The following is a 24755-nucleotide window of genomic DNA, read 5'->3' as shown; positions in this document are numbered from 1 at the left end:
CGTGCGTGACATTGCCGTGTTCAGCGGGACCGCCCATCCGGACCTCGCCGCCGAGATCTGCGCCCACCTCGACGTTCCCCTCCACCCGGTGCGCGTGTCCCGGTTCGCCAACGACTGCCTGGAGGTGCAGTTGCAGGCGAACTGCCGGGAGCGCGACGTCTTCCTCATCCAGCCGCTCGTGCCGCCGGTGCAGGAGCACCTGGTCGAGCTGCTGCTCATGATCGACGCGGCCCGCGGCGCGTCCGCCGGCCGGATCACCGTGGTGCTGCCGCACTACGCGTACGCGCGGTCGGACAAGAAGGACGCCCCGCGCATCTCCATCGGCGGCCGGCTGGTCGCCGACCTGCTCACCTCGGCCGGCGCGCACCGGGTGCTCGCCATGACCCTGCACTCGCCGCAGGTGCACGGCTTCTTCAGCGTGCCGGTGGACCACCTGCACGCGCTGCGCGAGCTGGCCGCCCACTTCCGGGGGCGGGACCTGAGCAACACCGTCGTGGTCTCGCCGGACCTGGGCAACGCCAAGGAAGCGGCCGCGTTCGCCCGGATGCTCGGCACCCCGGTGGCGGCCGGCGCGAAGCAGCGGTACAGCGACGACCGGGTGCAGATCAGCACGATCATCGGTGACGTGGCGGACCGGGATGTCATCGTGCTGGACGACGAGATCGCCAAGGGCAGCACGGTGATCGAGCTGATGAGCCACCTGCGCGAGCGGCAGGTCCGCTCGATCCGGCTGGCGTGCACCCACGGCCTCTTCTCCAGCGGCGCCCTGAAGCGGCTGAGCGAGCAGGACGGGGTGCTGGAGATCGTCTGCACCAACACGGTGCCGATCCCCGAGGAGAAGCGGGTGCCGAAGCTGGAGGTGCTGTCGGTGGCGCCGGCCCTGGCCGAGGCGATGCGGCGGATCCACAACGGCGAGTCGGTGAGCGCCCTCTTCGCCTGAGGCCGGGCGTGGCCCGCCCGGTCAGTCGTCGGTCGGGCGGGTGACGGGCCGGGCGGCCAGCGCCGTGGTGATCCGGACGATCGTGCCGGCCTCGCCGGTCTCCACCGCCATGGTGTCGCTCAGCTCCCGGGCCAGCCAGAGCCCCCAGCCGCCGGCGGTGTCCGGGGCGGGCCGGGCGCGGTCGCTGAGCTGCCGCACGCTGATCCCCTGGCCGTGGTCGGCGACCTCGCAGACCAGCTCGCCGGGGCGGCGCCACAGGCGCAGCCGGCCCTGGCCGCCGCCGTGCCGGACCGCGTTGGTGATCAGCTCGTTGACCGCCAGCACGAAGTCGTCCAGCCGTTGCCCGGTCAACCCCGCCGCATGCGAGCACGAGGTGACCGAGTGCCGAAGCTGGGTCACCTGGGCCTGGTCGAAGGCCTCGGCGATGAGGAGGGAAGGTTCGATGGGCACAACCGTACGCGGTGCGGGGGGTTCTGCGTTTGTCATGGCCCCGTCCCGGCGATGGATCTCGGTGATTTTCGCGGCATTTCCACCGTACGTCAGGGTTTCCCGCGCCGCACCTCACGGCCCGCCGGTGCCCGGCTGTGGCAGGGTGTCCGGCATGCCGTCGTCCCCGGGGGGCCTGGAGGTCCCGCTCTGGCGGTCCATCGCGGTGTTCCGCTTCGCCTCGCTGGCGTACGTGGGTGTGCTGGTGCTCCGCGACGCCGACCGCTACGCGCACCCGGTGGCCGCCGGCGGCGTACTCCTGGGCATGCTGGCCTGGTCCGGGGTGACCACCGCCGGCTACGCACGCCCGGCCGGACGGCGCTGGCCGCTGCTCCTGGCCGACCTCGGCGTGGTGCTGGCGATCATGCTGGCCACGCCGTGGGTGGTCGGCCGCGCGGCGCTCGCCGCCGGCGTGCCCACCCTGACCGTCGCCTGGCTGGCCGGGCCGGTGCTGGCCTGGGCGGTGTCCGGCGGCCGGCGGCGCGGGGCGGTGGCCGCGCTGGTGCTCGGCGGGGCCGACCTCGCCACCCGGGAGCGGATCAGCCAGTCCTCGCTCACCGGGGTGACCCTCATGCTCCTGGCCGGCGTGGTGGTGGGGCACGTGGCCCGGCTCGCCGTGGAGGCCGAGGCGCGGCTGCAGCGGGCGGTGGAGCTGGAGGCGGCCACCCGGGAGCGGGAGCGGCTGGCCCGGGACATCCACGACTCGGTGCTCCAGGTGCTGGCGCTGGTGCGGCGGCGCGGCGCGGACCTGGACGGCGAGGCCGCCGAGCTGGCCCGGCTGGCCGGCGAGCAGGAGGCCGCGCTGCGCACGCTGATCGGCCGGGCGGGCGCCGCGCCGGACGGGCCGGGCGACGCCCGGGACCTGCGCGACCTGCTCGACCGGTACGCCTCGACGACGGTCCAGGTGGCCGCGCCGGCCACCCCGGTGCCGCTGCCCGCGCGGGTGGCCGGCGAGCTGGCCGCCGCGGTCGGGGCGACGCTGGACAATGTGGCCCGGCACGCCGGCGGGCGGGCCTGGGTGCTGATCGAGGACGAGGGCGAGACGGTGACCGTCTCGGTACGCGACGAGGGGCCGGGCATCCCGGACGGGCGGCTGGCCGAGGCCGCCGTGCAGGGCCGGCTCGGGGTGGCGCAGTCGATCCGGGGCCGGGTGACCGACCTGGGCGGCGAGGTACGCATCGTCTCCGGCCCGGGCGCCGGGACCGAGATCGAGCTGACCGTGCCGCGGGCCGGCCGGTGAGCATCCGGGTGATGGTGGTCGACGACCACCCCATGTGGCGGGAGGGCGTGGCCCGCGACCTCACCGAGGCCGGTCACCTGGTCGTGGCGACCAGCGGGGAGGGGCGGCAGGCCGTCCGGGTGGCCGCGGCGGCCCGCCCCGACGTGGTCGTGCTCGACCTGCAACTGCCGGACGTCTCCGGCGTCGAGGTGATCCAGGGGCTGCGCGCCGCGCTTCCCGAGGTGCGGGTGCTGATGCTGTCGGCCAGCGGCGAGCCGCAGAGCGTGCTGGACGCGGTCAAGGCCGGCGCCACCGGCTACCTGCTGAAGTCGGCCGCCCCGGCCGAGTTCCTGGACGCGGTACGCCGTACGGCGGCCGGCGAGCCGGTCTTCACCCCGGGCCTGGCCGGGCTGGTGCTGGGGGAGTACCGGCGGCTGGCCGCCGCGCCGGACGCCCCGGACGACGAGGCACCCCGGCTCACCGAGCGGGAGACCGAGGTGCTGCGCCTGGTGGCGAAGGGCCTGTCGTACAAGCAGATCGCCGAGCGGCTCGGGCTGTCCCACCGGACGGTGCAGAACCACGTGCAGAACACGCTCGGCAAGCTCCAGCTGCACAACCGGGTCGAGCTGACCCGGTACGCGATCGAGCGGGGCCTGGACGGCTGAGGCTCAGCTCGCCTCGGGCGGCCGGGTCTCGTGGATGGCCAGCTCCTCCGCGGTCGCCCCGCCACCGGCCGCGCCCGCGTCGTACGCGACGTTGTCGGTCTCCTGGTCGGTGTGCGCGCCCTCGTCCGGTTCGACCAGCCGCCCGACCTGGTGGTCGGCGACCGAGCCGAGCTGGCCGTGGTCGTAGAGGGAGACCGGGGAGTGCGGGTCGGAGGTCGGGCCCGGGTCCATCACGTCGGCGTCGAGCTGGGCCTGCGCGGCGGCCTCCTCGCTGTCCGCCTCGGCGGCGATGTCCGGGTCGACCGTGCCGGCCAGCGGGTCGTCGGCGGGCCGCTCGTACTGCTCGCGCTCGAGTTTGTAGTCCAGCGACTCGCCGTCGAGCTGCTCCTCGGCGGTGGTGCCGAAGCGGTCCACGGCCACGGGGGTGCGGTCGCTCGGCAGCGGGGCCGGCTCCGGCCCGTCCGCCTCGCGCCCGGTCAGGACGTCGTCGTTGGCGCTCGAGTCGTCGTCGGCGGTGTCGGGCAGGCCCTCCGCCTCGGGGTCGGACAGGGGGGTGGGGAACTCGTTGTCGCGCATGACGGGGAACTACCCACTGCGCAGGCCCGACTAACCGCAGCCGACGGGGTGGATCGGGAGGAACGGGGCGAAGAGGGCGGTCAGTTCCGGAGCCCGGCCTCGTCCTCGGCGTGCAGCACGCACCAGACCACCTTGCCGTCCGGAAGCGGGGTGCTGCCCCAGCGCCGGGCCACCGTGTCGATGAGCAGCAGCCCCCGGCCGCCGGTGGAGGTGACCGGGGCCAGCCCCGCGTACGCCGGGCGCCGCCCGGAGTGGTCCCGCACCGCCAGGTGCAGGGCGCTGTCCCGGGGCGCCACCCGGACCGTCATGGGCGTCCCGGCGTGCGCCACCACGTTGTTGACCATCTCGGTGACCGCGATGGAGGCCGGCTCGGCCAACTCCGGCACGCCCCACCGCGCGCAGCCCTCGGTGACCAGCGCCCGCGCCTCCCGGGCCGCCGCCACCACCGGGGGCAGGTCGGCGGCGAGCACCGCGGCCAGCGGCGCCTCGCGCAGCGCGGCCTGCGCCGCGTCGAGGGACCGGAGGACCGGCGCCGAACCGTCCGGCTGGCCGGCCGGGTCGCACACCAGCAGGCCGGCGGCGGGCCAGTCGGCCGCCACGCGCCGCACCTCGTCGAGGACGCCCCGGGCCGCGGGGTCGGCGATCCGCACCCGGGACAGGTCGACGATCGCCGCGCCCGGCCGCTGCCAGAGCCGCGCGAGCAGCGCGCCCCGGACGGCGTCGAGCCCGGCCAGGTCCAGCACACCGGTCAGCCGGACGACCGCGGACGACTCGTCGGTCTCCACCAGGCAGCGCACGTCCGTCGGCATGATCGTCCCATTGTGCATGGCCGCCCCCCGTCGCGCATCAGTCCGGTCGGCGGGACTCATCAGCGGTCCGTCCGGGAACGCCGGCTCATCGCCGCCATGGTGCCGACGGCGGTGCCGGCCGCCGCCAGACCGAAGGCCGCCGTCAGGCGGATCAGCTGCGCCCGCCGGCCCTGCCAGCCGTCGGTCCGCTCGGCCGCCGCGTCGGCGTGGAACACGTTGCCGGTGGCGTCCAGGCGTACGCCCGGGCCGAACTGGGTGCGCGCCGTGTACCAGCCGAGCGCCCGCTCGGCCAGCGCCGGGGCGAGCCGCCACTGGAGCCCCATGAGCCGGGCCGCGCCGCCGGCGTACGCCTCGCGGCGCGGCCGGCGCAGCAACCGGACGATCGTCTCCGCGACCAGGTCCGGTGGGTAGACCGGTGGGGGCGGGGTCAGCTCCCGCCCGCTGTGGTTGGCGGCGTGCCGGAAGAACGGCGTGTCGATGCTGGCCGGCAGCACCGTGCAGAGCGAGATGTGGCCCCGGCCGGTGACCCGCAGCTCCTGCCGGACCGTGTCGGCCAGTCCCCGGATGGCGTGCTTCGTGGCGTTGTACGCCGACTGGTACGGCATGGCCACCTCGGCCAGCACCGAGGCGTTGTTGACCAGCACCCCGCCGCCGGCCGCGTCGAGCCAGGGCAGCGCCGCCCTCGTCCCGTGGACGGTGCCGAGCAGGTTCACCTCGACCACCCGGCGGAACTCGGCCACCGGGATCTCGTCGAAGAGCCCCACCGTGCCCACCGCCGCGTTGTTGACCCAGGCGTCGATCCGCCCGAACTCGGCCGCCGCCCGCGCCGCGAGCCGCTCCACCGCCTCCGGGTCGGTCACGTCGGTCGGCACCACCAGGGCCCGCCCGCCCAGCTCCCGGCAGCGATCGGCGACCCGGCGCAGCGCCGCCTCGGTCCGGGCGGCCAGCACCACGTCGGCACCCCGGCGGGCCAGCGCGTACGCGGTGGCCGCGCCGATCCCGCTGGAGGCGCCGGTGATCACGACGGTGGCGTCGTCGAGGCTGCGGGTGAGAGGCATTCTCCGCCGGTACCCCCGGTCCGGCCGGGTCATGCCGCCGGAGTCGGCCGGATCACGGTTGCCGCGCGTCCGGGCGGGGCAGATTGTCACCAACCCGACGGGGCCGCGCTGTCCCCATCGTGCGACGGTCCGCCGGTCCGGTCCCGATCTGCCAGGTTTCGGCGCACCGGGGTCGGGTTAATGGGACCCTCTGACCGGAGGACCCACCGCTCGCGAGAACGCATGGAGGTGCACCATGCGCGTCGGCCTTGTGTGCGCGCACGCCGGCCCGTCCGTCGACGGTCCCACCGTCGGGACGCACCAGCACATCGCGCGGGTGGCGGCCGAGCTCGCCGCACGGGGCCACGACGTCCGGGTGTACGAGCGCCGCGACGCGCGGGGCCAGGAGTCCGTGGACGTGGACGGCTACCACCTGGAGCGGGTCCCCGTCGGCCCGCCCGCCCCGCTGCCCACCGCCGAGCTGGTGCCGTTCGTCACCGAGTTCGGCCGCTGGCTGGCGCAGCGCTGGGCCGACGACTGGGCCCCCGAGGTGGTGCACGGGCACTACTGGGTCGGGGGGCTGGCCGCCGCCCACGCCGTCCGCGAGACCGACATCCCGGTGGTGCAGACCTTCCACTCCCTCGGCGTCGAGCAGCTGCGCCACCTCGGCGGGCGCTACGACGGACCGGGGGAGCGGATCCCGCTGGAACGGGCGCTGACCCGGGCCGTCGACATCGCGGTGGCCCAGTGCAACGACGAGGTCGACGAGCTGACCCGGATGGGACTCCAGCGCACCTCGGTGGCCATGGTGCCGACCGGGGTGGACACCGCCCAGTTCCACCCCGACGGCGAGGCGGCACCTCGCGACCAGCGGGCCCGCATCCTCTCCGTGGGCGGGCTCGCGGCCGGGCACGGCCAGGAGGACCTGATCCGGGCCATGCGGCTGGTCGGCGACGCCGAGCTGGTGATCGCCGGCGGCCCGCCGGCCGAGCAGCTCGCCGACCACGCCGAGGCGCGCCGGCTGCGCGAGCTGGCCGAGCGGACCGGGGTGGCCGATCAGGTGAAGCTGGTCGGCGCGGTCCCGCACGACCAGATGGCCACCTGGTACCGCTCCGCCGACGTGGTCGCCTGCACCCCGCACTACTCGTCGGCCGGCCGGGTGTCGCTGGAGGCGATGGCCTGCGGCGTCCCGGTGGTCGGCTACGCCATGGGCGGCATCGCCGACGCCGTGGTCGACGAGGTGACCGGCAAGCTGGTGCCGCCCGGGGACGTGCGCACCCTCGGGGTCGCCCTGCGCCGGATCCTCGCCGACAACGCCGGGCGGTTCGCGTACGGGCACGCCGCCGTGGACCGGGTCCGATGCAGCTACACCTGGGAACGGACGGCCGGCGCGCTGGAGCGGCTCTACGAGCGGGTGATCGGGCGCCGGAAGCCGGCCGAGCCGCCGGTCGAGGTCACGCGCCCCGTCGAGGTCGCCGCCGACCAGCGCGGCCCCGTCGAGGCGGCCTGACTCAGCGCCGGGCGCGGACGGCCGAGCCGGCGCCGATCATGGAGGGCTCCCGGTTCCGGGCGACCGCGTGGTGGTGCTGCGGCTCGGCGTACCGGGTCAGGCCGACCACCGCGACCAGCGTGGCCAGGAAGCCGACCCCGGCCAGCCACTCCCGGCCCGGCCAGATCCGGTCGTTGAGCAGCAGCAGGCCGATGATCGCCGCGGGCACCGCGCCGGCGGCGTCCATCGCGGCCACGGCGGCCGTGGTCGAGCCGCGCTGCATGGCCAGGCCGAGCAGGAGCTGGCCGACCACCGAGTGGGCGATCAGCAGGTAGAGCAGCGGGTCGCGGACGAACGCCTCCGCCGAGTCGGCCGAGGCGAGCGGCCGGGCCGCCACCGCGGCGGCGGAGAACGCCATCCCGGCCAGTGAGCCCAGCGCCACCGAACCGGGCGCGCCGTGCAGCCGGGCGGCGAAGAAGCCGAGCACGGCGATCACCCCGAGCGCCACCGCCAGGCCGACCAGCCCGGCCGTGCCGAGCTGCCGGGACGGCGCCGGCTGGGCGGCCAGCACCAGCGCGATGATCCCGCCGAACAGGAGCACCAGCAGCGCCACCTCGGCGGCCGGCAGGCGCCACTTGAGCACCAGCACGCCGAGCACGGCGGTGACCCCCAGCCCGGCCGCCACGCTGGCCTGGACCAGGAACAGCGGCAGGTCCCGGCGGGCCAGGAAGGCCAGCACGAAGCCGACCACCTGGCAGGAGAGCCCGACCAGGTAGGTCCGGTGGCCGGCAAGGCGGAGCAGCAGCCCCGGGTCGAAGGTGTGGTGCACGGTGGTGCGCGCCGCGGCCACCGACTGGAGGAGATTGGCGAAGCCGTACGCGACGATCATCGCCGCGAGGAAGCACCAACCGGAGGACACCACCTGGCGAGGATAGAGGTTACCGGCGGGTCAGCGCTCGGCCGGCCGGCCGAGCCGGGCCAGGATGTCGTCGTGCAGTGCGCCGTTGCTGGCGACGGCGCTGAGGTCGGCCGAGCCGTCCCCCGCCGGGGCCGGCCGTCCGGCCAGGTCGGTGACCGTGCCGCCCGCTTCGGTGACGATCGGGACCAGCGCGGCGATGTCCCAGAGCGACAGCTCCGGCTCCACCATCACGTCCAGCGCACCCTCGGCCAGCAGCATGTAGCCGTAGAAGTCGCCGTAGGCCCGGCTGCGCCAGGCGTCCCGCATGATCTGGAGCACCGCGTCCAGCCGGCCGGCCTCCTCCCAGCCGGTCAGCGACGAGTAGCAGAAGCTGGCGTCGGCCAGCGTGGTCACCCCGGAGACCCGGATCGGCGCGCCGGAGGCCGCGTCGGGGCCGGCGAAGGCGCCCGCGCCGCTGGCGGCCCACCAGCGCCGGTGCAGCGCCGGGGCGGACACCAGGCCGAGCACCGGCCGGTCACCCTCCAGCAGCGCGATCAGGGTGGCCCACACGGGTACGCCCCGGACGAAGTTCTTGGTGCCGTCGATCGGGTCGACGACCCAGCGCCGCCCGTCGGGGCCGGTGGCGGGCTGCTCGCCGTACTCCTCGCCGAGCAGTCCGTCGCCGGGACGGTGGGTGGCCAGCAGGGCGCGGATCTCCCGCTCCACGGCCGTGTCCGCGTCGGAGACCGGGGTCAGGTCGGGCTTCGACTCGACCCGCAGGTCGAGAGCGCGGAACCGGGCCGTGGCGACCGCGTCGGCGGCGTCCGCGAGCCGGTGGGCGAGGGCGAGGTCGTCGGCGTACCCGGTCATGCCGGACACGCTAGCGACGTCTTCACGGCCGTCACCGGCGGGTGGCCCGGGTTCCGCCGGTCAGGAACCGGCGAGCGGGTCGCCGGGGTTCCGCTCCGGCTCGCGCGCGTCGCCCTCGCCGCTGCGGGAGGCCAGCAGCCGGCGGTACGAGGCCAGCCGGCGCTGGTCCGCCTTGCCGGCGGCCACCCACGCGTCCAGTGCGCAGTCCGCCTCCTCGGCGGTGTGCTGGCAGTTGGCCGGGCAGTCGACCGTCGCCTCCACCAGGTCCGGGAAGCCGTGCAGCAGGCTCTCCGCGGAGACGTGCGCGAGCCCGAAGCTGCGGACGCCCGGGGTGTCGATGATCCAGCCCGGATCGTCCTGTGCACCGGGTTGCGGGGGCAGCCCGAGCGCCACGGCGCTGGTCGAGGTGTGCCGGCCCCGGCCGATCGCGCTGACCGTGCCGACCGCCCGGTCGGCCTCCGGCACGAGGCGGTTGACCAGCGTCGACTTGCCCACCCCGGAGTGCCCGACCATGACCGAGATCCGCCCGGCGAGCAGTGCGCGCAGCGCCGCCAGGTCGGAGTCCGGCCGGATCAGCACGTACGGCAGCTCCAGCTCGGTGTAGTAGCCGAGCACCGCCTCCGGGCCGGCCAGGTCGGCCTTGGTGAGGCAGAGCAGCGGCTCGATGTCGGCGTCGTACGCGGCCACCAGGCAGCGGTCGATGAACCCGGTCCGCGGCGGCGGGTCGGCCAGCGCGCTGACGATCACGAGCTGGTCGGCGTTCGCCACGACCACCCGTTCCAGCCGTCCCTCGGCGGTGGTGGCGTCGTCCTCCGCGGTCCGGCGCAGCACCGAGCGGCGCTCGGCGATCCGGACGATCCGGGCCAGGGCGCCCGGGGCGCCCGAGGTGTCGCCGACGAGGCCGACCCGGTCGCCCACCACCACCGACTTGCGGCCCAGCTCGCGGGCCCGCATCGCGGTCACGGGCGGGGAGTCGGGCCCGGCGTCGGGGAACACGCAGGTGTAGCGCCCCCGGTCGACGGCGATCACGAACCCGTCCACGGCGTCCTCGTGCCGGGGCCGGGTGCGCGTACGCGGGCGCGACGACCTGCCGGGTCGGACCCGGACGTCGTCCTCGTCGTACTCCCGCCGCTTCGTCGCCAGGACGTCCCCCCGTCGTCAGCTCTTGCCGGTCACCATTCCCGACCATAGTGCCGGGAACTCCGGCATGGTCTTCGAGGTGCACGACACGTCGTCGACCTCGATCCCGGGGACCGCCAGCCCGGCGACCGCCGCGGCGTGCGCCATCCGGTGGTCGTCGTACGTGCGGAAGGTCCCGCCGCGCAGCGGGCGGGGCCGGATCTCCAGCCCGTCGGTGGTCTCCGTGAGGTCCGCGCCCAGCGCGGCGAACTCCTTGGCCAGGGCGGCGACCCGGTCGGTCTCGTGCCCCCGGATGTGCCCTACGCCGGTCAGCCGGGACGGCGAGTCGGCGAGCATGGCCAGCGCGGTGAGCACCGGGGTCAGCTCGCCGACGTCGGAGAGGTCGGCGTCCAGCCCGCGGACCCTGCCGGTGCCCCGCACGGTCAGCCCGGCCGTGCTCAGCGTCACCTCGCCGCCCATCCGGTGCAGCAGCGTCCGCAGCTGCTCGACCGGCTGGAGGCTGCTGCGCGGCCAGCCCTGGAGGGTCACCTCACCGCCGGTGACCAGGGCGGCGGCGAAGAACGGCGCCGCTCCGGAAAGGTCCGGCTCGATCTCCCAGCCGCGCCCGGTCAGCGGGCCGGGCTCGACCGCCCAGACGTCGGGCGTGGTGTCGTCGACCGCCGCCCCGGCGGCGCGCAGCATCTGCACGGTCATCCGCAGGTGCGGCGCGGAGGGCACGGGCGGCCCCTCATGCCGGACCACCACGCCGCGGTCGAAGCGCGGCCCGGCCAGCAGCAGCCCGGAGACGAGCTGGCTGGAGGCGGAGGCGTCGATGACCACCTCGCCGCCGGTGACCCGGCCGGCGCCGAGGACGACCAGCGGGAGGCTGCCGGTCGGCGGCGCGTCGATGCGGACGCCCAGGGAGCGCAGCGCGCCGATCAGCGGGCCGAGCGGGCGGGTCCGGGCGTGCGGGTCGCCGTCGAAGGTGACCCGGCCCTCGGCCAGGCCGGCCACCGGCGGCAGGAACCGCATCACCGTGCCGGCCAGGCCGACGTCGACGTGCGCCGGACCGACCAGCGGGTGCGGCCGGACCAGCCAGCGGTCGTCGTCGGAGACGGACATGTGCGCGCCCAGTTCGCGCAGGCCGCCGGCCATCAACTCGGTGTCGCGGGCGCGCAGCGGCCGGTCGAGCGTCGACGGGCCGCTGGCCAGCGCGCCGAGCACCAGGGCCCGGGCGGTCATCGACTTGGAGCCGGGCAGGCGCAGCGTCGCGGCGACCGGGTCGCTCGCGGTCGGCGCGGTCCACGGCAACGGCGGCCGCGTCGCGGTCAGATTCCCCACGCTTACATTCTGCCAACTCCGCAGGCCGGTGGAACCGCCCGTCGCGCCTGCTCCCGGTTGGCGGGACAGCCGGAACGCCGGCGGCGGGTTAGCGTTGGCGCCATGTGCGGGAGGTACGCGACGACCCGGAGCGCGGGCGACCTGAGCGCGCTGTTCGAGTCGTCCGACGAGACCGGCGGGGTCGGCCCGGACTTCAACGTCGCCCCGACCGATCCCGTGCCGCTCGTTCGGCTGGCCCCGGAGGGGCACCGGCTCCTCTCCGTCGGCCGCTGGGGGCTGGTGCCGCACTGGTCCCGCACCGCCACGGGCGCCGCCCGCATGATCAACGCGCGGGTGGAGACGATCGCCACCAGCCGGGCGTACGCCCCGTCGTTCGCGCGCCGGCGCTGCCTCGTCCCGGCCGACGGCTGGTACGAGTGGGTCCGGCAGGCCGACGGCCGGCGGCAGCCCTACTTCATGACCCCGCGCGACGGCTCGGTGCTGGCCTTCGCCGGCATCTGGTCGGTCTGGGAGCCGGCCGGCGAGGCCCGGCTCACCTTCAGCGTGCTGACCACCGCGGCGGTCGGCGAGCTGGCCGAGGTGCACGACCGGATGCCGCTGCTGCTGCCGCGGGAGCGCTGGGCGTCCTGGCTCGGCGCCGCCGCCGAGCCCGCCGAGCTGCTCGCGCCGCCCGCCCCGGCCTGGCTGGCGGAGCTGGAGATCCGCCCGGTCTCGCCGGCGGTCGGCGACGTCCGCAACGACGGCCCGGAGCTGACCGCCCGGGTTCCCCTGGCGCGTGCGGAGGCCGAGACGGAAATGACCCTGTTCTGATCACGCTCAGCACATTGGCGTGTGCTGATTTGCCGGGTTGCGCCTGAAACGTCGCCCGGCCGTTTAGCCATGTTTGCCGAAGGCCCTTGTCCCCGCCTGCGCAAGTGCGATAGAACACAGCGCCGGTGTTGGGCGTCTGTTCGCACGGGGCGGACGACACCCATCGATCATTCATGATCGTTGCCGGTCCCACGGGGGAGGTGGGTGTATTGACACGGGCACGCATGCCCCGCCCGCACGAGGTGGCCGCCGCGCGGCGAGATCCGCGACTGCTGCGGGCCCTGCGCGAGCGGCGCCACGACGAGGCGTGGCGGACCAGAGGAACCTGCCAGAGCGTGGATCCGGAGACGTTCTTTCCGGCGCCCAACGAACCGGCCGACGCGGCCGTGGCGCTCTGCCGCAGTTGCGACGTCCAGGGGTCCTGCCTCGCCTGGGCGCTGGAGGTGGGCGACTGCCACGGCGTCTGGGGCGGCACGACACCGCGCGAGCGGCGGGCCATGCTGGTGGCCTGGCGCAGCGAGGTGCAGCCGGATCCCGACGCGCTCGACGAGGCCGGCCCGCCGGTCCGCGACCGCCTGCTCACGCTGGTGCCGTCGGGCTGATTCCGTTTCGCCGTCGCCCGCGTTTCCGCACCGGAAACGCGGGCGACGCGTTTTGCGGACCGGCGACCGTCGCGGCGAGGGCCGGACGCAGAATGGGCCGGTGCGGCACAGCGACGAGATCGGAACACCCCGCGGGCCGGCCCGGGTCCACATCGACCGGCCGGCGGCCGGCGGCGCCACCATGCTGGTGCTCGGTCACGGTGCCGGCGGCGACGTGGACGCCCCGGACCTCGTGGCGGTCCGGGACGCTCTGGCCGGCGCCGGGGCCGGCGTGGTCCGGGTGACCCAGCCGTACCGGGTCGCGGGCCGGCGCGCCCCCGCCCCGGCGGGACACCTCGACGAGGCGTGGACGGCGGTGCTGGCCGAGCTCCGGGCCCGCCACCCGGAGGCCGCCCGGTGGGTGGTCGGCGGCCGGTCCAGCGGCGCCCGGGTCGCCTGCCGCACCGCCCACGCGGTCGGCGCGGCCGGCATCGTCGCCCTGGCGTTTCCGCTGCACCCGCCGGGGCGGCCGGAACGCTCGCGGGCCGAGGAACTGCGCACCGGCCTGCCCACGCTGGTGGTCAACGGCGACCGGGACCCGTTCGGGGTGCCCGAGCCCGGGCCCGGCGTCGAGGTGGTGACCCGTCCCGGCGAACGGCACGACCTCCGCGGCGACCCGGCGGCCACCGCGGCGGTCGTCCGCGACTGGCTCCGGGCCCGGGGCTGGCTTCCCGCCTGACCGTCCCGGCCCGCCCAGGGGCGGAGGCGCGACACGCGGCGGCAGCGGGCTCGGCGTGACCGTCGGTGGCGGCGGGTCGTTGCTACGGATGGTGTCGGGCGTCCGGTTCGGGCGTCCGGGGCCACCCTCCCAGGCCCTTCCTGGTCCCAGCGTCGGTCGCGGCCGAGCCGGGACCAGGAACGGGTGGGGCGGCGCGGAATGTCCGGCCCGGCGGCGAGCGTTACTACCTCCGGATGACTTTTCCAGCCGAGGGGGGTGACCGGTGCCGACCGAGACACGGAGCCGGGAGCGGGACGAACGGGACGCGCGGCAGCTCAAGCGGCTGCTCGACGCGCCGAACTGGCCCGCGACGGCGTCGGCCGTGAGCACCAGCACACAGTCCGGAAGTGAATCTGCCGGCAGGTGGGTACGCGTATCCTCGGCGGGAAAGCATCCGACGCGAGGGGACGTGCGGTTGACGACCGAGAAGACGGACGAGCGCAGGGCCCGCTTCGAGCGGGACGCGATGCCCTTCGTCGACCAGCTCTACGCTGCCGGACTGCGGATGACCCGCAACCCGGCCGATGCCGAGGACCTGGTTCAGGAGACCTACCTGAAGGCGTACGCCGCCTTCCACCAGTTCGAGCAGGGCACGAACCTGAAGGCCTGGCTGTACCGGATCCTGACCAACACCTACATCAACTCCTACCGGAAGCGGCAGCGCCAGCCCGTGCAGGCGCCCACGGACGAGATCACCGACTGGCAGCTCGCCGAGGCCGAGTCGCACACGTCCAGCGGGCTGCGGTCGGCGGAGACCGAGGCGCTGGACCGGCTGCCGGACAGCGACGTCAAGGAGGCCCTCCAGCAGTTGCCGGAGGAGTTCCGCATGGCGGTCTACCTGACCGACGTCGAGGGCTTCTCCTACAAGGAGGTCGCCGACGTCATGAACACGCCCATCGGCACGGTGATGTCGCGGCTGCACCGCGGCCGTCGTAATCTGCGCAAGCTGCTCGAGCAGTACGCGGCGGAGCGGGGCTTCACGGCCGCGCCGTCGAAGGGCTCGACCGCCGCCGCCAGCCGGGAGGTGTGACCGTGAGCTGTGGAGAGGCGCACGAGACGGACTGCCGTGAGGTGCTCGCGGAGGTCTACCTCTACCTGGACCTGGAGTGCGGTGAGGAGCGCCGCGTCCTCATCCGGGAACACCTTGAGGAGTGCGGGCCCTGCCTGCACGAGTACGGCATCGAGCAGGAGGTGAAGGCGCTGGTCGCCCGCTGCTGCGGCAACGAGACCGCGCCGGAGCAGTTGCGCGAGCGGCTGCGGGTCCGCCTGAGCGAGTTGGTGGTCTTCGAGACCACCGAGTCCCGCGAGCTGGCCGACTGACGGCAGCGGGCACGAGCTGAAGACACCGGTGGCCCGGGTCCCTGCGGACCCGGGCCACCGGTGTGTCCGGCCCCGGAGGGCCGGCGCCGACTCCGATCCGGGGATCAGGAGTTGGGGCGCTTGCCGTGGTTGGCGCCGCTCTTCTTGCGGGCCTTCTTCTTGCGGGCCTTCTTCGCCATGGTGTGCCTCCTTGTGCTGGTCACGGTCCGGCCGCGGGCGAGCGCGGCGGAGGTCGCGTGCCGGTTCCCGGGCGCCGGGAGCCGACCGCGCTGATGCTAGTGCCGACGGCGGTCGCGGGGGACCGGCGGGGGCGGAACCGGCGTGCCGGGCGCGCTGTGCCGGGACGTGAGCGGGCTCATGATTGGATACCGTTCGCAGGAACAGCGGTGGAGAGGGAGGGCCCGGAGATGGCCGAGGAGATCCGCGCCGAGATGGTGGCGAACGTCTGGAAGGTCGTCGCGTCGGCCGGGGACACCGTGTCCGAGGGGGACACGCTGGTGATCCTGGAGTCGATGAAGATGGAGATCCCGGTGATCGCCGAGTCCGACGGCGTGGTGCAGCAGATCGCGGTCAACGAGGGCGACGTCGTGCAGGACGGTGACCTCATCGCGGTGATCGGTTGAGCGGGCTGCGCGTCCGTCGGGCCGAGCCGGCCGACTTCCCGGCGGTGGCCCGCCTGACGGTCGCCGCGTACGAGGCCGACGGGCAGCTCAAGGGCGAGACCGGCTACGCCCCGGTGCTGGCCGACGTGGCCACCCGGGCGGAGACCGGTGAGGTGCTGGTCGCCGTCGACGCGGCCACCGGCGAGGTGGTGGGCGCCGTGACGTTCGTGCTGCCCGGCACCCCGTACGCCGAACTCGCCGGCCCGGGTGAGGCCGAGTTCCGGATGCTCGCGGTCGACCCGGCCGCGCAGGGCCGGGGCGCCGGGGCGGTCCTGGTCGGGGCGTGCGTGGCGCGCGCCACCGAGCTGGGTTGCTCGGGGGTCGTGATCTGCGTACGCGGTGGGATGGCCGCCGTGGCGCAGCGGCTCTACGGGCGGCTGGGCTTCGTGCGGGCGCCGGAGAAGGACTGGGCCCCGCTGCCCGGGGTGGACCTGCTCGGCCTGCGCCTGGACCTGACGCGCCCGGCCTGACCCTGGCCGGCTCCGCCGGCGGCCGTGGCGGCGGCTCCGGTCAGGAGGCGTCGGCGATCTTCGCGAGCAGCTCGTCGGCGACCTCGAGGGCGATCTTCTTGCGCTCCTCGTCGCTGATGCCGGGGGTGCGGACCGCGAACCAGCTGCTGTGCACGGCGAACAGGGTCAGCGTGGCGCGCAGCTGGGCGGCGGGGGAGTCGTCGCCCCGGCACAGCTCGTGCGCCAGCCGCATCATCCGGTCGCGCATCTGCTGACCGGCGGTGAGGCTCTTGAGGACCGTCTGGTTCTGCTCGAAGAACCGCATGACCGTGGGCAGCTCACCGGCGAACATGGCGTCCGCGTACCGGCTCAGCAGCGCGCGCCGGGTCGCCAGCGTGGCCGGCTGGGTGCCGGCCCACTCGATCAGCTCGTCCATCCGGCGCAGCCGGTCGTCGACGAAGCTGCTGACGATCTCGTCCTTGCTCTTGAAGTGGTAGTAGAGGGCGGCCTTGGTCACGCCGAGGCGCTCGGCGATCTCCCGCAGCGAGGTCTTCTCGTACCCCTGCTCGGTGAAGAGCTCCAGCGCGACGGCCTGAATGCGTTGCCGCGTGCCGCCTGTGCTCTCCCTCACCCGTGTTCCCCAATTCGCTTGACGGTTCCTACTGACCAACTTACCGTCCGGCTAGTAAGGTAACTAGCCGGACGGCAAGTAAGTTGGTCACAGATCTTCGGGGGAGCTTACCCATGAGTCAACCAGCCCAGGTGGCGGCGAGGCCCAATGTCCGCGTTGTCCTCTTCGGCCTGATGATCGCGATGATGCTCGCGATGCTCGACAACATGATCGTCAGCACCGCGCTGCCCCGGATCGTCTTCGAGTTCGGCGGGGCGGACCACTTCACCTGGGTGGTCACCGCCTACGTGCTGGGCACCACGGTCTCCACCCCGATCTGGGGCAAGCTCGGCGACCTCTACGGCCGCAAGGCCGTCTTCCTGACCTCGGTGGTCGTCTTCCTGGTCGGCTCGGCGCTGTGCGGTATGTCCGGGTCCGGCATCTTCGGCGGGGTCGACACCGGCATGATCGAGCTGATCGCGTTCCGGGCGGTCCAGGGTCTCGGCGCAGGCGGGCTCATGGTCGGTGTCATGGCGATCATCGGTGACCTGGTCCCGCCCCGCGAGCGGGGTCGCTACCAGGGCATGATCGCCGGCATCATGGCCATCGCCATGGTGGCCGGCCCCCTGGTCGGCGGCTTCATCACCGACCACCTCTCCTGGCGTTGGGCGTTCTACGTCAACCTGCCGCTCGGCGGCGTGGCCCTGCTGGTGCTCGCCACCACCATGCACCTGCCCAAGTACCGCACCGAGCACAAGATCGACTGGCTGGGCGCCGCGCTGCTCTCCGTCGGCATCACCGCGATCGTGCTGGTCACCACGTGGGGCGGCAACGAGTACGACTGGACCTCCCCGCAGATCCTCGGCCTCGCCGCGCTCGCGCTCGTCGCCCTGGTGGCCTTCGGCCTGGTCGAGCGCCGCGCCCCGGAGCCGATCCTGCCGCTGAGTCTGTTCAGCAACCGGAACTTCGCCCTCATCTCGGTCATCGGCTTCCTGCTCGGCTTCGCCATGTTCGGCGCGATGAACTTCCTGCCGCTCTACCAGCAGACCGTGCAGGGCGCCTCGGCCACCAACAGCGGGCTGCTGCTGCTCCCGCTGATGTTCGGCATGCTGGTGGTCTCGCTGGTCGTCGGCCGGACCATCACGAAGACCGGGCGCTACCGGGCCTTCCCGATCGTCGGCGGCGTGGTGATGGCCGCCGGCATGGGCCTGCTGACCCAGCTCGACCTGGGCACCAGCAAGACCGTCTCCTCGCTCTACATGGTCGTGCTCGGCGTCGGCATGGGCTTCCTCATGCAGACCTCGATGCTGATCGCGCAGAACAGCGTGGAGCAGAAGGACCTGGGCGCGGCGAGCGGCGCGGCCACCTTCTTCCGGTCCATCGGCGGCTCGTTCGGCGTCTCGCTCTTCGGCGCGATCTTCGCCAACCGGCTCGCCGACTCCGCCGCCGGCCCGGCCTTCGCGGGCGGCGGTGAGGGCGGCGCCATGAACCTGGAGAAGCTCAAGGAGCTGTCCGGGCCGGTGCGGGAGGTCGTGCTCGGCGCGCTCTCCGACGCCATCTCGCACGTCTTCTTCTGGGCGGTCTTCTTCACCGTGGCGGTCCCGGTGCTCGCCTGGTTCATCAAGGAGGTCCCGCTGCGTTCGGCGAACGAGGCCCCGCCGGCCGACACCACCCCGGAGGACCAGGCCGAGGCCGCTCTCGGCAGGTCCCCCGTCGCCTGACCCACCCGCCGCGGCCACGCCGACCCGTCCTCGGGCACGGCGTGGCCGCGCCGTGTGTCAGCGGTGGAAGAGGGCGGTGAGCCGTCGCCAGAGGCGGCGCAGGGCGCCGGGCGGGGCCTGCGGCGCCGGGCCGGTGAGCAGGCTGTCGGCCACGGCGCGGGTGGCCGGGTCGAGGTCCGGGGTGGCCAGCGCCAGATGGGCCAGCGACACCGCGACCGGCACCCGGCGCTCGCGGGCCACGGCCGCCACGTCGGCGAGCCGCTCGGCCACCACCCGGGCCACGTCGGTACGGACCGCCGGATCGACCCAGGCGGCGGTGACCAGGGCAAACAGCGCCGCCTCGGCGACCCAGTCCGCGGCGCTCCAGAGCAGTTCCAGCAGCACGCGGCGCCGGGTCGACTCGGCCCACGGCTCGTCGGTGCGGTGGTGCAGCAGGCCGAGGCAGGCCCAGACCTGCACGGAGCGCACCCAGAGCGACGGGTCCTGCCCGGCGAGCACCTGCCCGAGGGCCGTGGCCGGCGCGGCCGGCGGGTGCACCAGCACGCCCAGCAGGTCGGCGAGGTCCAGGGTGGCCAGTCCCACCGCGGCGTCGTACGCGGCCGGCGGGTGCGGCCAGGCCGGGTGGGCGAGCTGCCGGATCCGTTCCGCCGCCTCGGCCGAGGGGGTGGGCAGGGTGGGCACGGCCACCGTGCCGTCGTACCGCCAGAGCTGGCAGGTGGTGGCCCGGCGGGGTTCGCGCGGGTCCGCGTCGGCCACCTCGGGCGGCCGCGGCGCGTCCGGCGCCGGCCCGCCGGCCGGGGTCACCTGGCCGAGCCAGGGGCGGCCGCGGCAGCACTCGGCCAGGTCGCCGTGCTCGTGGGTGTCGTCGGGGTGGTCCCGCACGAAGTCGGCGAGGGCCACCAGGTGGGCCACGTCCCCGTCGCGCTGGAAGCGCAGCCGGTGGGCGGTGTGCACGGCGCAGTCGAAGGTCGGATCCCTGGCCAGGGCGCGGTCGATCCAGCCGAGCGCCTCGTCGAGCCGGCCGTTGTCAGCGAGGGTGCCGGCGATGTCGGCGTAGACGGCCAGGTCGTCGGGGTCGAGGGCGACGGCCCGTTGCAGCGCGGCGAGCGCGTCCCGGGTCCGGCCGGCGCTGCGGTACGCGTACCCGAGCCACACCTCGCCGAGTTTGGTGGGCTGTGCGCGTACCCCTCGGGAGGCCCAGGTGACGGCGAGGGCGACCTCGCCGAGGCGCCGGGCCAGCGCGGACGCCGCGCCCAGCAGCAGCGGGTGGGCCGGGTGCACGGCGACCGCGTTGCGGGCCAGGGTGAGGTACGGGCGCAGCGGGTCGCGCAGCCGGCGGGGGACCGGGTCGGGCGCGGCCGCGCAGACCTGCATGAGGATCCGGGCGGTGCGCTCGGGGTCGAGCCGTTCGGGCAGGTCGGGCGCGGTCACCCAGGGAACGGCGGCCCATTCGGCGGCGGGGGCGTAACCGGTGGCCGCGGCGAGCAAATCGAGCCCCTCGACGGGGCGGCCGGCGGCGGCGAGCAGGTGGGCGCGGGCCACCACCGCGCCGACGAAGGCGTGGTGGCCGAGCGGGAAGAGGTCCAGGTCGCCGCCGCTGGCGGCGGCGAGCCGGGCGAGCGTCTCGTGCACCTCGGGCAGCGTGGGGGCCCGGACGAGGGCGGCGGCCACATGGTCGGCGGCGTGCCGGAGGTCCCCTTCGGCCAGCGCCAGCCGGGCCAGCGCGAGTTCCTCCTCCGCCGAGAGCGCGGGGTCGTCCTCGGGCACGTCGTCCTCTCGGGTGGTCGGTCCGCCAGCCGGGCAAGCCTAGGGGATCATGCGGCCAGATGGTGATCCACTGCGCACTCCTGCTCGTTCCATTGCTCGCTGTGGCCGAAAGGTGCAAGACTGAGCATCGAACGCGCGGCAATCGCGCAGGAGGGGGTCTTCCGTGACGCGTCCAGGGGCCGGGATGGCCGCCGACATCGACGAGCAGCCGGCCGGCTACGACCGCCTGCTCTCCGCCGAGCACGCCGGGGCGATCGCCCGGGTCGCGGCGGTGATCGCCGAGCGCCGGCCCCGCCACGTGGTCTTCACCGCCCGGGGCACCTCCGACCACGCGGCGCTCTACGCGGCCTACCTCACCGAGATCCGGCTCGGCCTGCCCGCCGGGCTCGCCTCGCCCAGCACCGTCACCGTCTTCGGCGCCCGGCCCGACCTCTCCGACGCCCTGGTGGTCGGGGTCAGCCAGAGCGGCGGCTCGCCCGACCTGGCCGAGGTGCTGCGGGTGGCCCGGGAATCCGGCGCGCTCACCCTGGCCGTGACCAACAACCCCGACTCGCGCCTGGTGGGTACCGCCGAGCTGAGCGTGGAAATCGCCGCCGGGCACGAGCGGGCCGTCGCCGCCACCAAGACCTACACCGCCGAGCTGCTCGCGCTGCTCATGCTCGTCGAGGGGGTACGCGCCGGCGACGGCGTGCTCCCCGCCGAGGAGCGGGAGGCCCTGGCCCGCCTGCCCGAGCTGGCCGAGCGCACCCTGTCCGACGCCACCCCGGCCCAGCTCGCCCCGCGCTACCGGTTCGCCGGCCAGCTCGTCACCACCGGCCGGGGCTACGCGTACCCGACGGCCCGCGAGGCGGCGCTGAAGCTGATGGAGACCTCCTACCTGCCGGCGCTCGCCTTCTCCGGCGCCGACCTGCTGCACGGCCCGCTCGCCATGACCGACCCCGACGTGCCGGTGCTCGCCGTGGTCGGGTCCGGTCCCGGCGGGCGCTCGATGCGCGAGGTGCTGCCCCGGCTCGGCGAGCGCCGCGCCGACGTCGTGGTGGTCGGCTCCGCCGACGTCGAGGCGACCGCCCGGATGGCCGTGCCCGAGGTCGACGAGCGGTACGCGCCGCTGCTCGACATCCTGCCGCTCCAGCGGCTCGCCCTGGCCCTGGCCCTGGCCCGGGGCGAGGACCCGGACGCCCCGCGCGGGTTGAAGAAGGTCACGGCGACGATGTGAGGCCCGGCGTGGCACGCTGTTCAGCGTGTCCACCCTCCGTGACCTCGCCGAGGAGCACACCACGCTCCGGCCGGCCGACATCGACCACCTGCACCGGATCGCCGGCGACTGGCAGCTCCTCTCCGACCTGTCCTTCGCCGACCTGCTGCTCTGGGTGCCGGTCGACGGCGACGGCACGTTCCTCTGCGTGGCCCAGGTCCGCCCGACGACCGCGCCGACCGCGTACCTGGACGACCAGGTCGGCCGGATCGTCGGCGGGCCCGAGGTGGCGCACCTGGAGGTCGCCCTCCGGCAGGGCCGGATCTGGCGGGAGGGCGACCCGGTCTGGTACGGCGACGTGCCCGCGCGGCACGAGGCCATCCCGGTGCGGCTGCGCACCGCCGACGGGGAGTCCGGCGAGGTCGTGGCGGTGGTGGGCCGGGACACCAACCTCTCCACCGCGCGCACGCCCAGCCAGCTCGAACTCAACTACCTGACCACCGCCGACGACCTGGCGCAGATGATCGCCGACGGCACCTTCCCGCCGCACCGGCACCCGGGGGAGACCACCTCGGCGCCCCGGGTCGGTGACGGCCTGGTCCGGCTCGACGCCAACGGCAAGGTCACCTACGCCAGCCCCAACGCGCAGTCCGCGTACCGCCGGCTGGGCTATGCCTCGCATCTGGTGGGGGAGGACCTGGCCAAGCTGCACCGCCGGCTCGCGAGCGATCCGCTCGAAGGCACCGACGCGGCGAACGCCGTGCTCGCCGCCCTGCGGGGCGACGCTCCGCCCCGGCGGGAGATCGACGCCCGGGGCGCCACCATGCTCACCCGGGCCCTGCCGCTGATGCCCGCGGGCGTGCCGATCGGCGCGTTGGTCCTGGTCCGCGACATCACCGAGGTACGCCGCCGCGACCGCGCCCTCATCACCAAGGACGCCACCATCCGGGAGATCCACCACCGGGTGAAGAACAACCTCCAGACCGTCGCCGCGCTGCTCCGCCTCCAGGCCCGCCGGGTGTCCATGCCCGAGGCCCGGGTCGCCCTGGAGGAGTCGGTACGCCGGGTCGCCTCCATCGCGCTGGTCCACGAGACGCTCTCCCTGTCCAGCGACGAGGCGGTCGAGTTCGACGGCATCGTCGACCGGGTGGCCAGCGCGGCCACCGAGGTGGCGGCCACCGAGGTGTCCGTCGGCATGCGCCGCCGGGGCAGTTTCGGCGTGCTGCCCGCCGAGATCGCCACCTCGCTGGTGATGGTCCTCAATGAGCTGCTCCTCAACGCCGTCGAGCACGGCTTCCCGCCGGCCGGCGAGGAGGGTGTGCCCGGCCCGGAGGGCGCGCCGGAGCCGGCCGTGGTGGTCTCCGTGCACCGGTTCCGCAAGCAACTGCACGTCTCGGTCGCCGACAACGGCCGGGGGCTGCCCGAGCAGTTCGACGCCGAGAAGGGCGCCAACCTCGGCCTCCAGATCGTCCGGGCCCTGGTCACCGGCGAGCTGCGCGGCACCATCGAGCTGCGCAACGGGGCCGAGGGTGGCACCGAGGCCGTGCTGGTGGTCCCCCTGGCCCGCGGCACCGCCGACCGCCTCGCCGGCTGACCCGCCCGTGCCCGGGTCACCGGGTGAGCAGGGCGACCGTGAGGCCGGGGCGGGGCCACACCTGGCGGGCCGTGAACGCGCCGCGCAGGGCGTCGCCCTTCGCGCCGGGCACCGCCGCCAGCGGGTCGGCGCGCCGGCCGGTGACCACCAGCCAGACCCGGTCCACGCCGGCCAGGCACTCCGCCGGGCGGTCGCACTCGGCCGCCCAGAGGTCCGCGCGCTGCCGCTGGTCGCGCACCACCAGCACGTCGCGCGGCCGCCGCGACCCCAGGTGGTACGCCAGCCCGAGGTCCGGGAAGAGCCAGCTGTCCCGGGGCGAGTAGACGATGGCGTCACCCGGCTGCTGCCGGTCGGCGACGATCCGGGCCACGCCCGCGTAGTCCACGGGGGCGCTCCGCGGCCACTCGTGGGTCCGCCGCAGCGCCGCCTGGTCGGGCAGCCCGAGCAGGCCGGCCAGGGTGACCACGGCCAGCGCCGGCGCCAGCCGTACGCCGGCCAGCGCCGTCCCGGCCAGCAGGCAGGCGAACGGCACCGTGAAGATGAGGTACCGGGTCACCCAGAGCGGCACCGCCGTGCCGGCGGCGAACAGCAGCAGCACCGGCAGCAGGACGGCGGCCCCGGGCAGCAGCGCGCGCCGGCCGAGCCGGGCCGCCCCCAGCGCGGCGAGGCCGACGAGCAGGCCGCCGACCACTCCGCTCTGCGCCAGCGCGCCGGGCAGGGCGGCCAGGTCGTCGACGCGGACCAGGCGTACCCAGTCGAGCTGGCGGCCGCGCTGGCCCCGGGCCACCAGCACCAGCGGGGCGACCAGCACGATCGCCGGCAGCACCGCCACCAGCCACCGCCAGAACAGGCCCCGACCCGCCGCGCCGTCCTCCCGCTCTCCGGTGCCCGGGGCGTCTTCGCGCGCTCTGGCGTCGGGGGCGTTCTCCGGCGCTCTGGCGTCGTGGGTGGGGTCCGAGCCGTCGGGTGACGGCTCCAGGCCGGCCGCCGGCCGGCCCCGCACGGCCGCCAGCAGCACCACCAGGGCGTGTGCGGCGAGCAGGGTGAGGGCGATCAGGTGGAACAGCCCGAGCGCGGCGACGGCCACGGCGTACCCGGCCCAGCGCCGCCAATCCGGCCGACGCAGCGCCCCGACCAGCAGCAGCGTGGCGAGGACGGCGAACAGGGTGGCCGGCGCGTACGGGCGGGCCTCCTGGCCGTACCGGGAGGTGGCCGGCAGCACGGCGAGGAGCAGCCCGGCGAGCAGCCCGGCCCGCGGGCCGACCAGTTGCGCGCCGAGCCGGGCGGTGAGCGCGGCCGCGCCGGCCATGGCCAGCGCGGACGGCAGCCGCAGCGCCGTCGGCGAGGTCCCGGCGAGCGCGGTCCAGCCGTGCATGAGCAGGTAGTACGGCCCGGTGGCGGCATCGATCGTGCCGGCCAGCCGGACCAGATCGGGGACCGGCCGGGTGGCGGCGCTCCAGGTCGCCAGCTCGTCCCGCCACGGCTGCGCGTGCCCGACCCCGGCGAGCGTGACCACCATCGTGAGCAGGCCGGGGATCGCCCAGACCAGCCAACCCCGACGGTCGCGGGACCGTGCGGACTCGGCGGGCGGGGTCACATCCCGCAGCGTCACACAACGGAACCGCCCGCCGGGCCGGTAAGCCGATCCGCGCGCTGCCCGTGATGTGGGATCACACACTCGGTCATTGGCCGGTCATCGACGGCTGTGGGAGCATGTGGCCTATGACCGCCGCTGTCATCCGCCGCTTCGTGGCCCGTCGCCACGTCGATTACGGCCGCGTCCGCAGCGCGATCTGTCCGGCCCACTGACGACGCCCGA

At 75.1% G+C, this 24755-nt stretch carries 23 protein-coding genes and 3 pseudogenes; 14 read left to right on the top strand and 12 right to left on the bottom strand.

Going from position 1 to position 24755, the window contains the following annotated elements; genetic code table 11:
• The first annotated feature begins 1 nt into the window (after window position 1).
• Window positions 2-940 (top strand): ribose-phosphate diphosphokinase, encoded by a 939-nt coding sequence (locus ACQP12_RS28490; RefSeq protein ID WP_357938380.1) that lies wholly within the window; start codon window positions 2-4, stop codon window positions 938-940.
• A 21-nt stretch (window positions 941-961) separates the two neighbouring features.
• On the opposite strand, the gene ACQP12_RS28485 is transcribed toward ACQP12_RS28490, so the two are convergent.
• Complete coding sequence (locus ACQP12_RS28485) at window positions 962-1426, bottom strand: ATP-binding protein (protein ID WP_433283289.1); 465 nt, start codon at window positions 1424-1426, stop codon at window positions 962-964.
• Window positions 1427-1541: 115 nt separating this feature from the next.
• On the opposite strand from ACQP12_RS28485, the gene macS reads away from it, so the two are divergent.
• Window positions 1542-2666 carry a MacS family sensor histidine kinase gene (macS, locus tag ACQP12_RS28480; protein WP_433283288.1) on the top strand — a complete coding sequence of 375 codons (1125 nt, stop codon included), beginning with the start codon at window positions 1542-1544 and terminating at the stop codon, window positions 2664-2666.
• A gap of 11 nt (window positions 2667-2677) precedes the next feature.
• Window positions 2678-3310: a response regulator gene (locus ACQP12_RS28475; protein WP_433283287.1), complete on the top strand. Its 633-nt coding sequence runs from the start codon at window positions 2678-2680 to the stop codon at window positions 3308-3310.
• Between the two features lie 3 nt (window positions 3311-3313).
• Here ACQP12_RS28475 and ACQP12_RS28470 read toward each other — a convergent pair whose 3' ends face one another.
• From ACQP12_RS28470 to ACQP12_RS28460, 3 genes are all read right to left on the bottom strand, one after another.
• Entirely contained in the window at window positions 3314-3886 is a 573-nt protein-coding gene (locus tag ACQP12_RS28470) for a DUF5709 domain-containing protein (RefSeq protein ID WP_433283286.1), read from the bottom strand.
• Between the two features lie 80 nt (window positions 3887-3966).
• Window positions 3967-4695: an ATP-binding protein gene (locus tag ACQP12_RS28465; RefSeq protein ID WP_433283285.1), complete on the bottom strand. Its 729-nt coding sequence runs from the start codon at window positions 4693-4695 to the stop codon at window positions 3967-3969.
• Window positions 4696-4754: 59 nt separating this feature from the next.
• Window positions 4755-5753: an SDR family oxidoreductase gene (locus tag ACQP12_RS28460; RefSeq protein WP_433283284.1), complete on the bottom strand. Its 999-nt coding sequence runs from the start codon at window positions 5751-5753 to the stop codon at window positions 4755-4757.
• Window positions 5754-5988: 235 nt separating this feature from the next.
• Between ACQP12_RS28460 and ACQP12_RS28455 the strand changes: the two genes are divergently transcribed.
• Entirely contained in the window at window positions 5989-7242 is a 1254-nt protein-coding gene (locus tag ACQP12_RS28455; RefSeq protein ID WP_357938366.1) for a glycosyltransferase, read from the top strand.
• Here ACQP12_RS28455 and ACQP12_RS28450 read toward each other — a convergent pair.
• The 4 genes and pseudogenes from ACQP12_RS28450 to aroA all read right to left on the bottom strand — a co-directional run bounded on the left by ACQP12_RS28450 (window position 7137) and on the right by aroA (window position 11449).
• Window positions 7137-8110: pseudogene (locus ACQP12_RS28450) on the bottom strand (hypothetical protein). The gene ACQP12_RS28455 and the pseudogene ACQP12_RS28450 sit on opposite strands and share 106 nt — an antisense overlap.
• 60 nt (window positions 8111-8170) lie before the next feature.
• Window positions 8171-8989 carry a histidinol-phosphatase gene (hisN, locus tag ACQP12_RS28445; RefSeq protein WP_433283283.1) on the bottom strand — a complete coding sequence of 273 codons (819 nt, stop codon included), beginning with the start codon at window positions 8987-8989 and terminating at the stop codon, window positions 8171-8173.
• Window positions 8990-9049: 60 nt separating this feature from the next.
• Entirely contained in the window at window positions 9050-9985 is a 936-nt protein-coding gene (gene rsgA, locus ACQP12_RS28440; protein ID WP_433289505.1) for a ribosome small subunit-dependent GTPase A, read from the bottom strand.
• A 162-nt stretch (window positions 9986-10147) separates the two neighbouring features.
• A complete protein-coding gene (gene aroA / locus ACQP12_RS28435; RefSeq protein ID WP_433283282.1) occupies window positions 10148-11449 on the bottom strand; it encodes a 3-phosphoshikimate 1-carboxyvinyltransferase in 1302 nt (433 codons plus the stop codon).
• Between the two features lie 102 nt (window positions 11450-11551).
• Between aroA and ACQP12_RS28430 the strand changes: the two genes are divergently transcribed.
• From ACQP12_RS28430 to rsrA, 5 genes and pseudogenes are all read left to right on the top strand, one after another.
• Window positions 11552-12259 (top strand): SOS response-associated peptidase, encoded by a 708-nt coding sequence (locus ACQP12_RS28430; RefSeq protein WP_433283281.1) that lies wholly within the window; start codon window positions 11552-11554, stop codon window positions 12257-12259.
• 209 nt (window positions 12260-12468) lie between these two features.
• Window positions 12469-12861 (top strand): WhiB family transcriptional regulator, encoded by a 393-nt coding sequence (locus ACQP12_RS28425; protein WP_357938358.1) that lies wholly within the window; start codon window positions 12469-12471, stop codon window positions 12859-12861.
• Window positions 12862-12961: 100 nt separating this feature from the next.
• A pseudogene (locus ACQP12_RS28420) lies at window positions 12962-13604 on the top strand (alpha/beta hydrolase family protein); the annotation flags it as partial.
• 237 nt (window positions 13605-13841) lie between these two features.
• The gene (locus tag ACQP12_RS28415) at window positions 13842-14648 is read left to right on the top strand and encodes a sigma-70 family RNA polymerase sigma factor (protein ID WP_357938354.1); all 807 of its coding nucleotides are present in this window, start codon (window positions 13842-13844) and stop codon (window positions 14646-14648) included.
• 2 nt (window positions 14649-14650) lie between these two features.
• Window positions 14651-14938 carry a mycothiol system anti-sigma-R factor gene (gene rsrA / locus ACQP12_RS28410; protein WP_357938352.1) on the top strand — a complete coding sequence of 96 codons (288 nt, stop codon included), beginning with the start codon at window positions 14651-14653 and terminating at the stop codon, window positions 14936-14938.
• A gap of 104 nt (window positions 14939-15042) precedes the next feature.
• Here rsrA and ACQP12_RS28405 read toward each other — a convergent pair whose 3' ends face one another.
• On the bottom strand, window positions 15043-15117 hold the full coding sequence (locus tag ACQP12_RS28405; RefSeq protein ID WP_369700219.1) for a 50S ribosomal protein bL37: 75 nt from the start codon (window positions 15115-15117) through the stop codon (window positions 15043-15045).
• A gap of 228 nt (window positions 15118-15345) precedes the next feature.
• On the opposite strand from ACQP12_RS28405, the gene ACQP12_RS28400 reads away from it, so the two are divergent.
• Complete coding sequence (locus ACQP12_RS28400) at window positions 15346-15561, top strand: biotin/lipoyl-binding carrier protein (RefSeq protein WP_089012714.1); 216 nt, start codon at window positions 15346-15348, stop codon at window positions 15559-15561.
• Window positions 15558-16070 carry a GNAT family N-acetyltransferase gene (locus ACQP12_RS28395; RefSeq protein ID WP_433283280.1) on the top strand — a complete coding sequence of 171 codons (513 nt, stop codon included), beginning with the start codon at window positions 15558-15560 and terminating at the stop codon, window positions 16068-16070. Before ACQP12_RS28400 ends, ACQP12_RS28395 begins: the two co-directional genes overlap by 4 nt.
• On the opposite strand, the pseudogene ACQP12_RS28390 reads toward ACQP12_RS28395, so the two are convergent.
• A pseudogene (locus ACQP12_RS28390) lies at window positions 15968-16680 on the bottom strand (TetR/AcrR family transcriptional regulator). The gene ACQP12_RS28395 and the pseudogene ACQP12_RS28390 overlap by 103 nt on opposite strands.
• Window positions 16681-16793: 113 nt before the next feature.
• Between ACQP12_RS28390 and ACQP12_RS28385 the strand changes: the two are divergent.
• Window positions 16794-18380: an MDR family MFS transporter gene (locus tag ACQP12_RS28385; RefSeq protein WP_433283279.1), complete on the top strand. Its 1587-nt coding sequence runs from the start codon at window positions 16794-16796 to the stop codon at window positions 18378-18380.
• Between the two features lie 57 nt (window positions 18381-18437).
• Here the strand turns inward: ACQP12_RS28385 and ACQP12_RS28380 are convergent, their stop codons facing one another.
• The gene (locus tag ACQP12_RS28380; RefSeq protein ID WP_433283278.1) at window positions 18438-20147 is read right to left on the bottom strand and encodes a tetratricopeptide repeat protein; all 1710 of its coding nucleotides are present in this window, start codon (window positions 20145-20147) and stop codon (window positions 18438-18440) included.
• 184 nt (window positions 20148-20331) lie between these two features.
• On the opposite strand from ACQP12_RS28380, the gene ACQP12_RS28375 reads away from it, so the two are divergent.
• Together ACQP12_RS28375 and ACQP12_RS28370 are read left to right on the top strand one after the other, a co-directional pair.
• The gene (locus ACQP12_RS28375) at window positions 20332-21363 is read left to right on the top strand and encodes an SIS domain-containing protein (protein ID WP_433289502.1); all 1032 of its coding nucleotides are present in this window, start codon (window positions 20332-20334) and stop codon (window positions 21361-21363) included.
• A gap of 25 nt (window positions 21364-21388) precedes the next feature.
• Window positions 21389-22936, top strand: a complete 1548-nt coding sequence (locus ACQP12_RS28370) for a histidine kinase N-terminal domain-containing protein (RefSeq protein ID WP_433283277.1) — start codon at window positions 21389-21391, stop codon at window positions 22934-22936.
• A gap of 16 nt (window positions 22937-22952) precedes the next feature.
• On the opposite strand, the gene ACQP12_RS28365 is transcribed toward ACQP12_RS28370, so the two are convergent.
• Complete coding sequence (locus ACQP12_RS28365) at window positions 22953-24455, bottom strand: glycosyltransferase family 39 protein (RefSeq protein ID WP_433289500.1); 1503 nt, start codon at window positions 24453-24455, stop codon at window positions 22953-22955.
• Window positions 24456-24755: the final 300 nt, after the last annotated feature.

The sequence above is a fragment of the Micromonospora sp. CA-244673 genome (assembly GCF_050948395.1).
Lineage (GTDB): Bacteria > Actinomycetota > Actinomycetes > Mycobacteriales > Micromonosporaceae > Micromonospora.
Note: the sequence above shows the minus strand (reverse complement) of the source record. Positions and strands in the feature narration are given on the sequence as shown.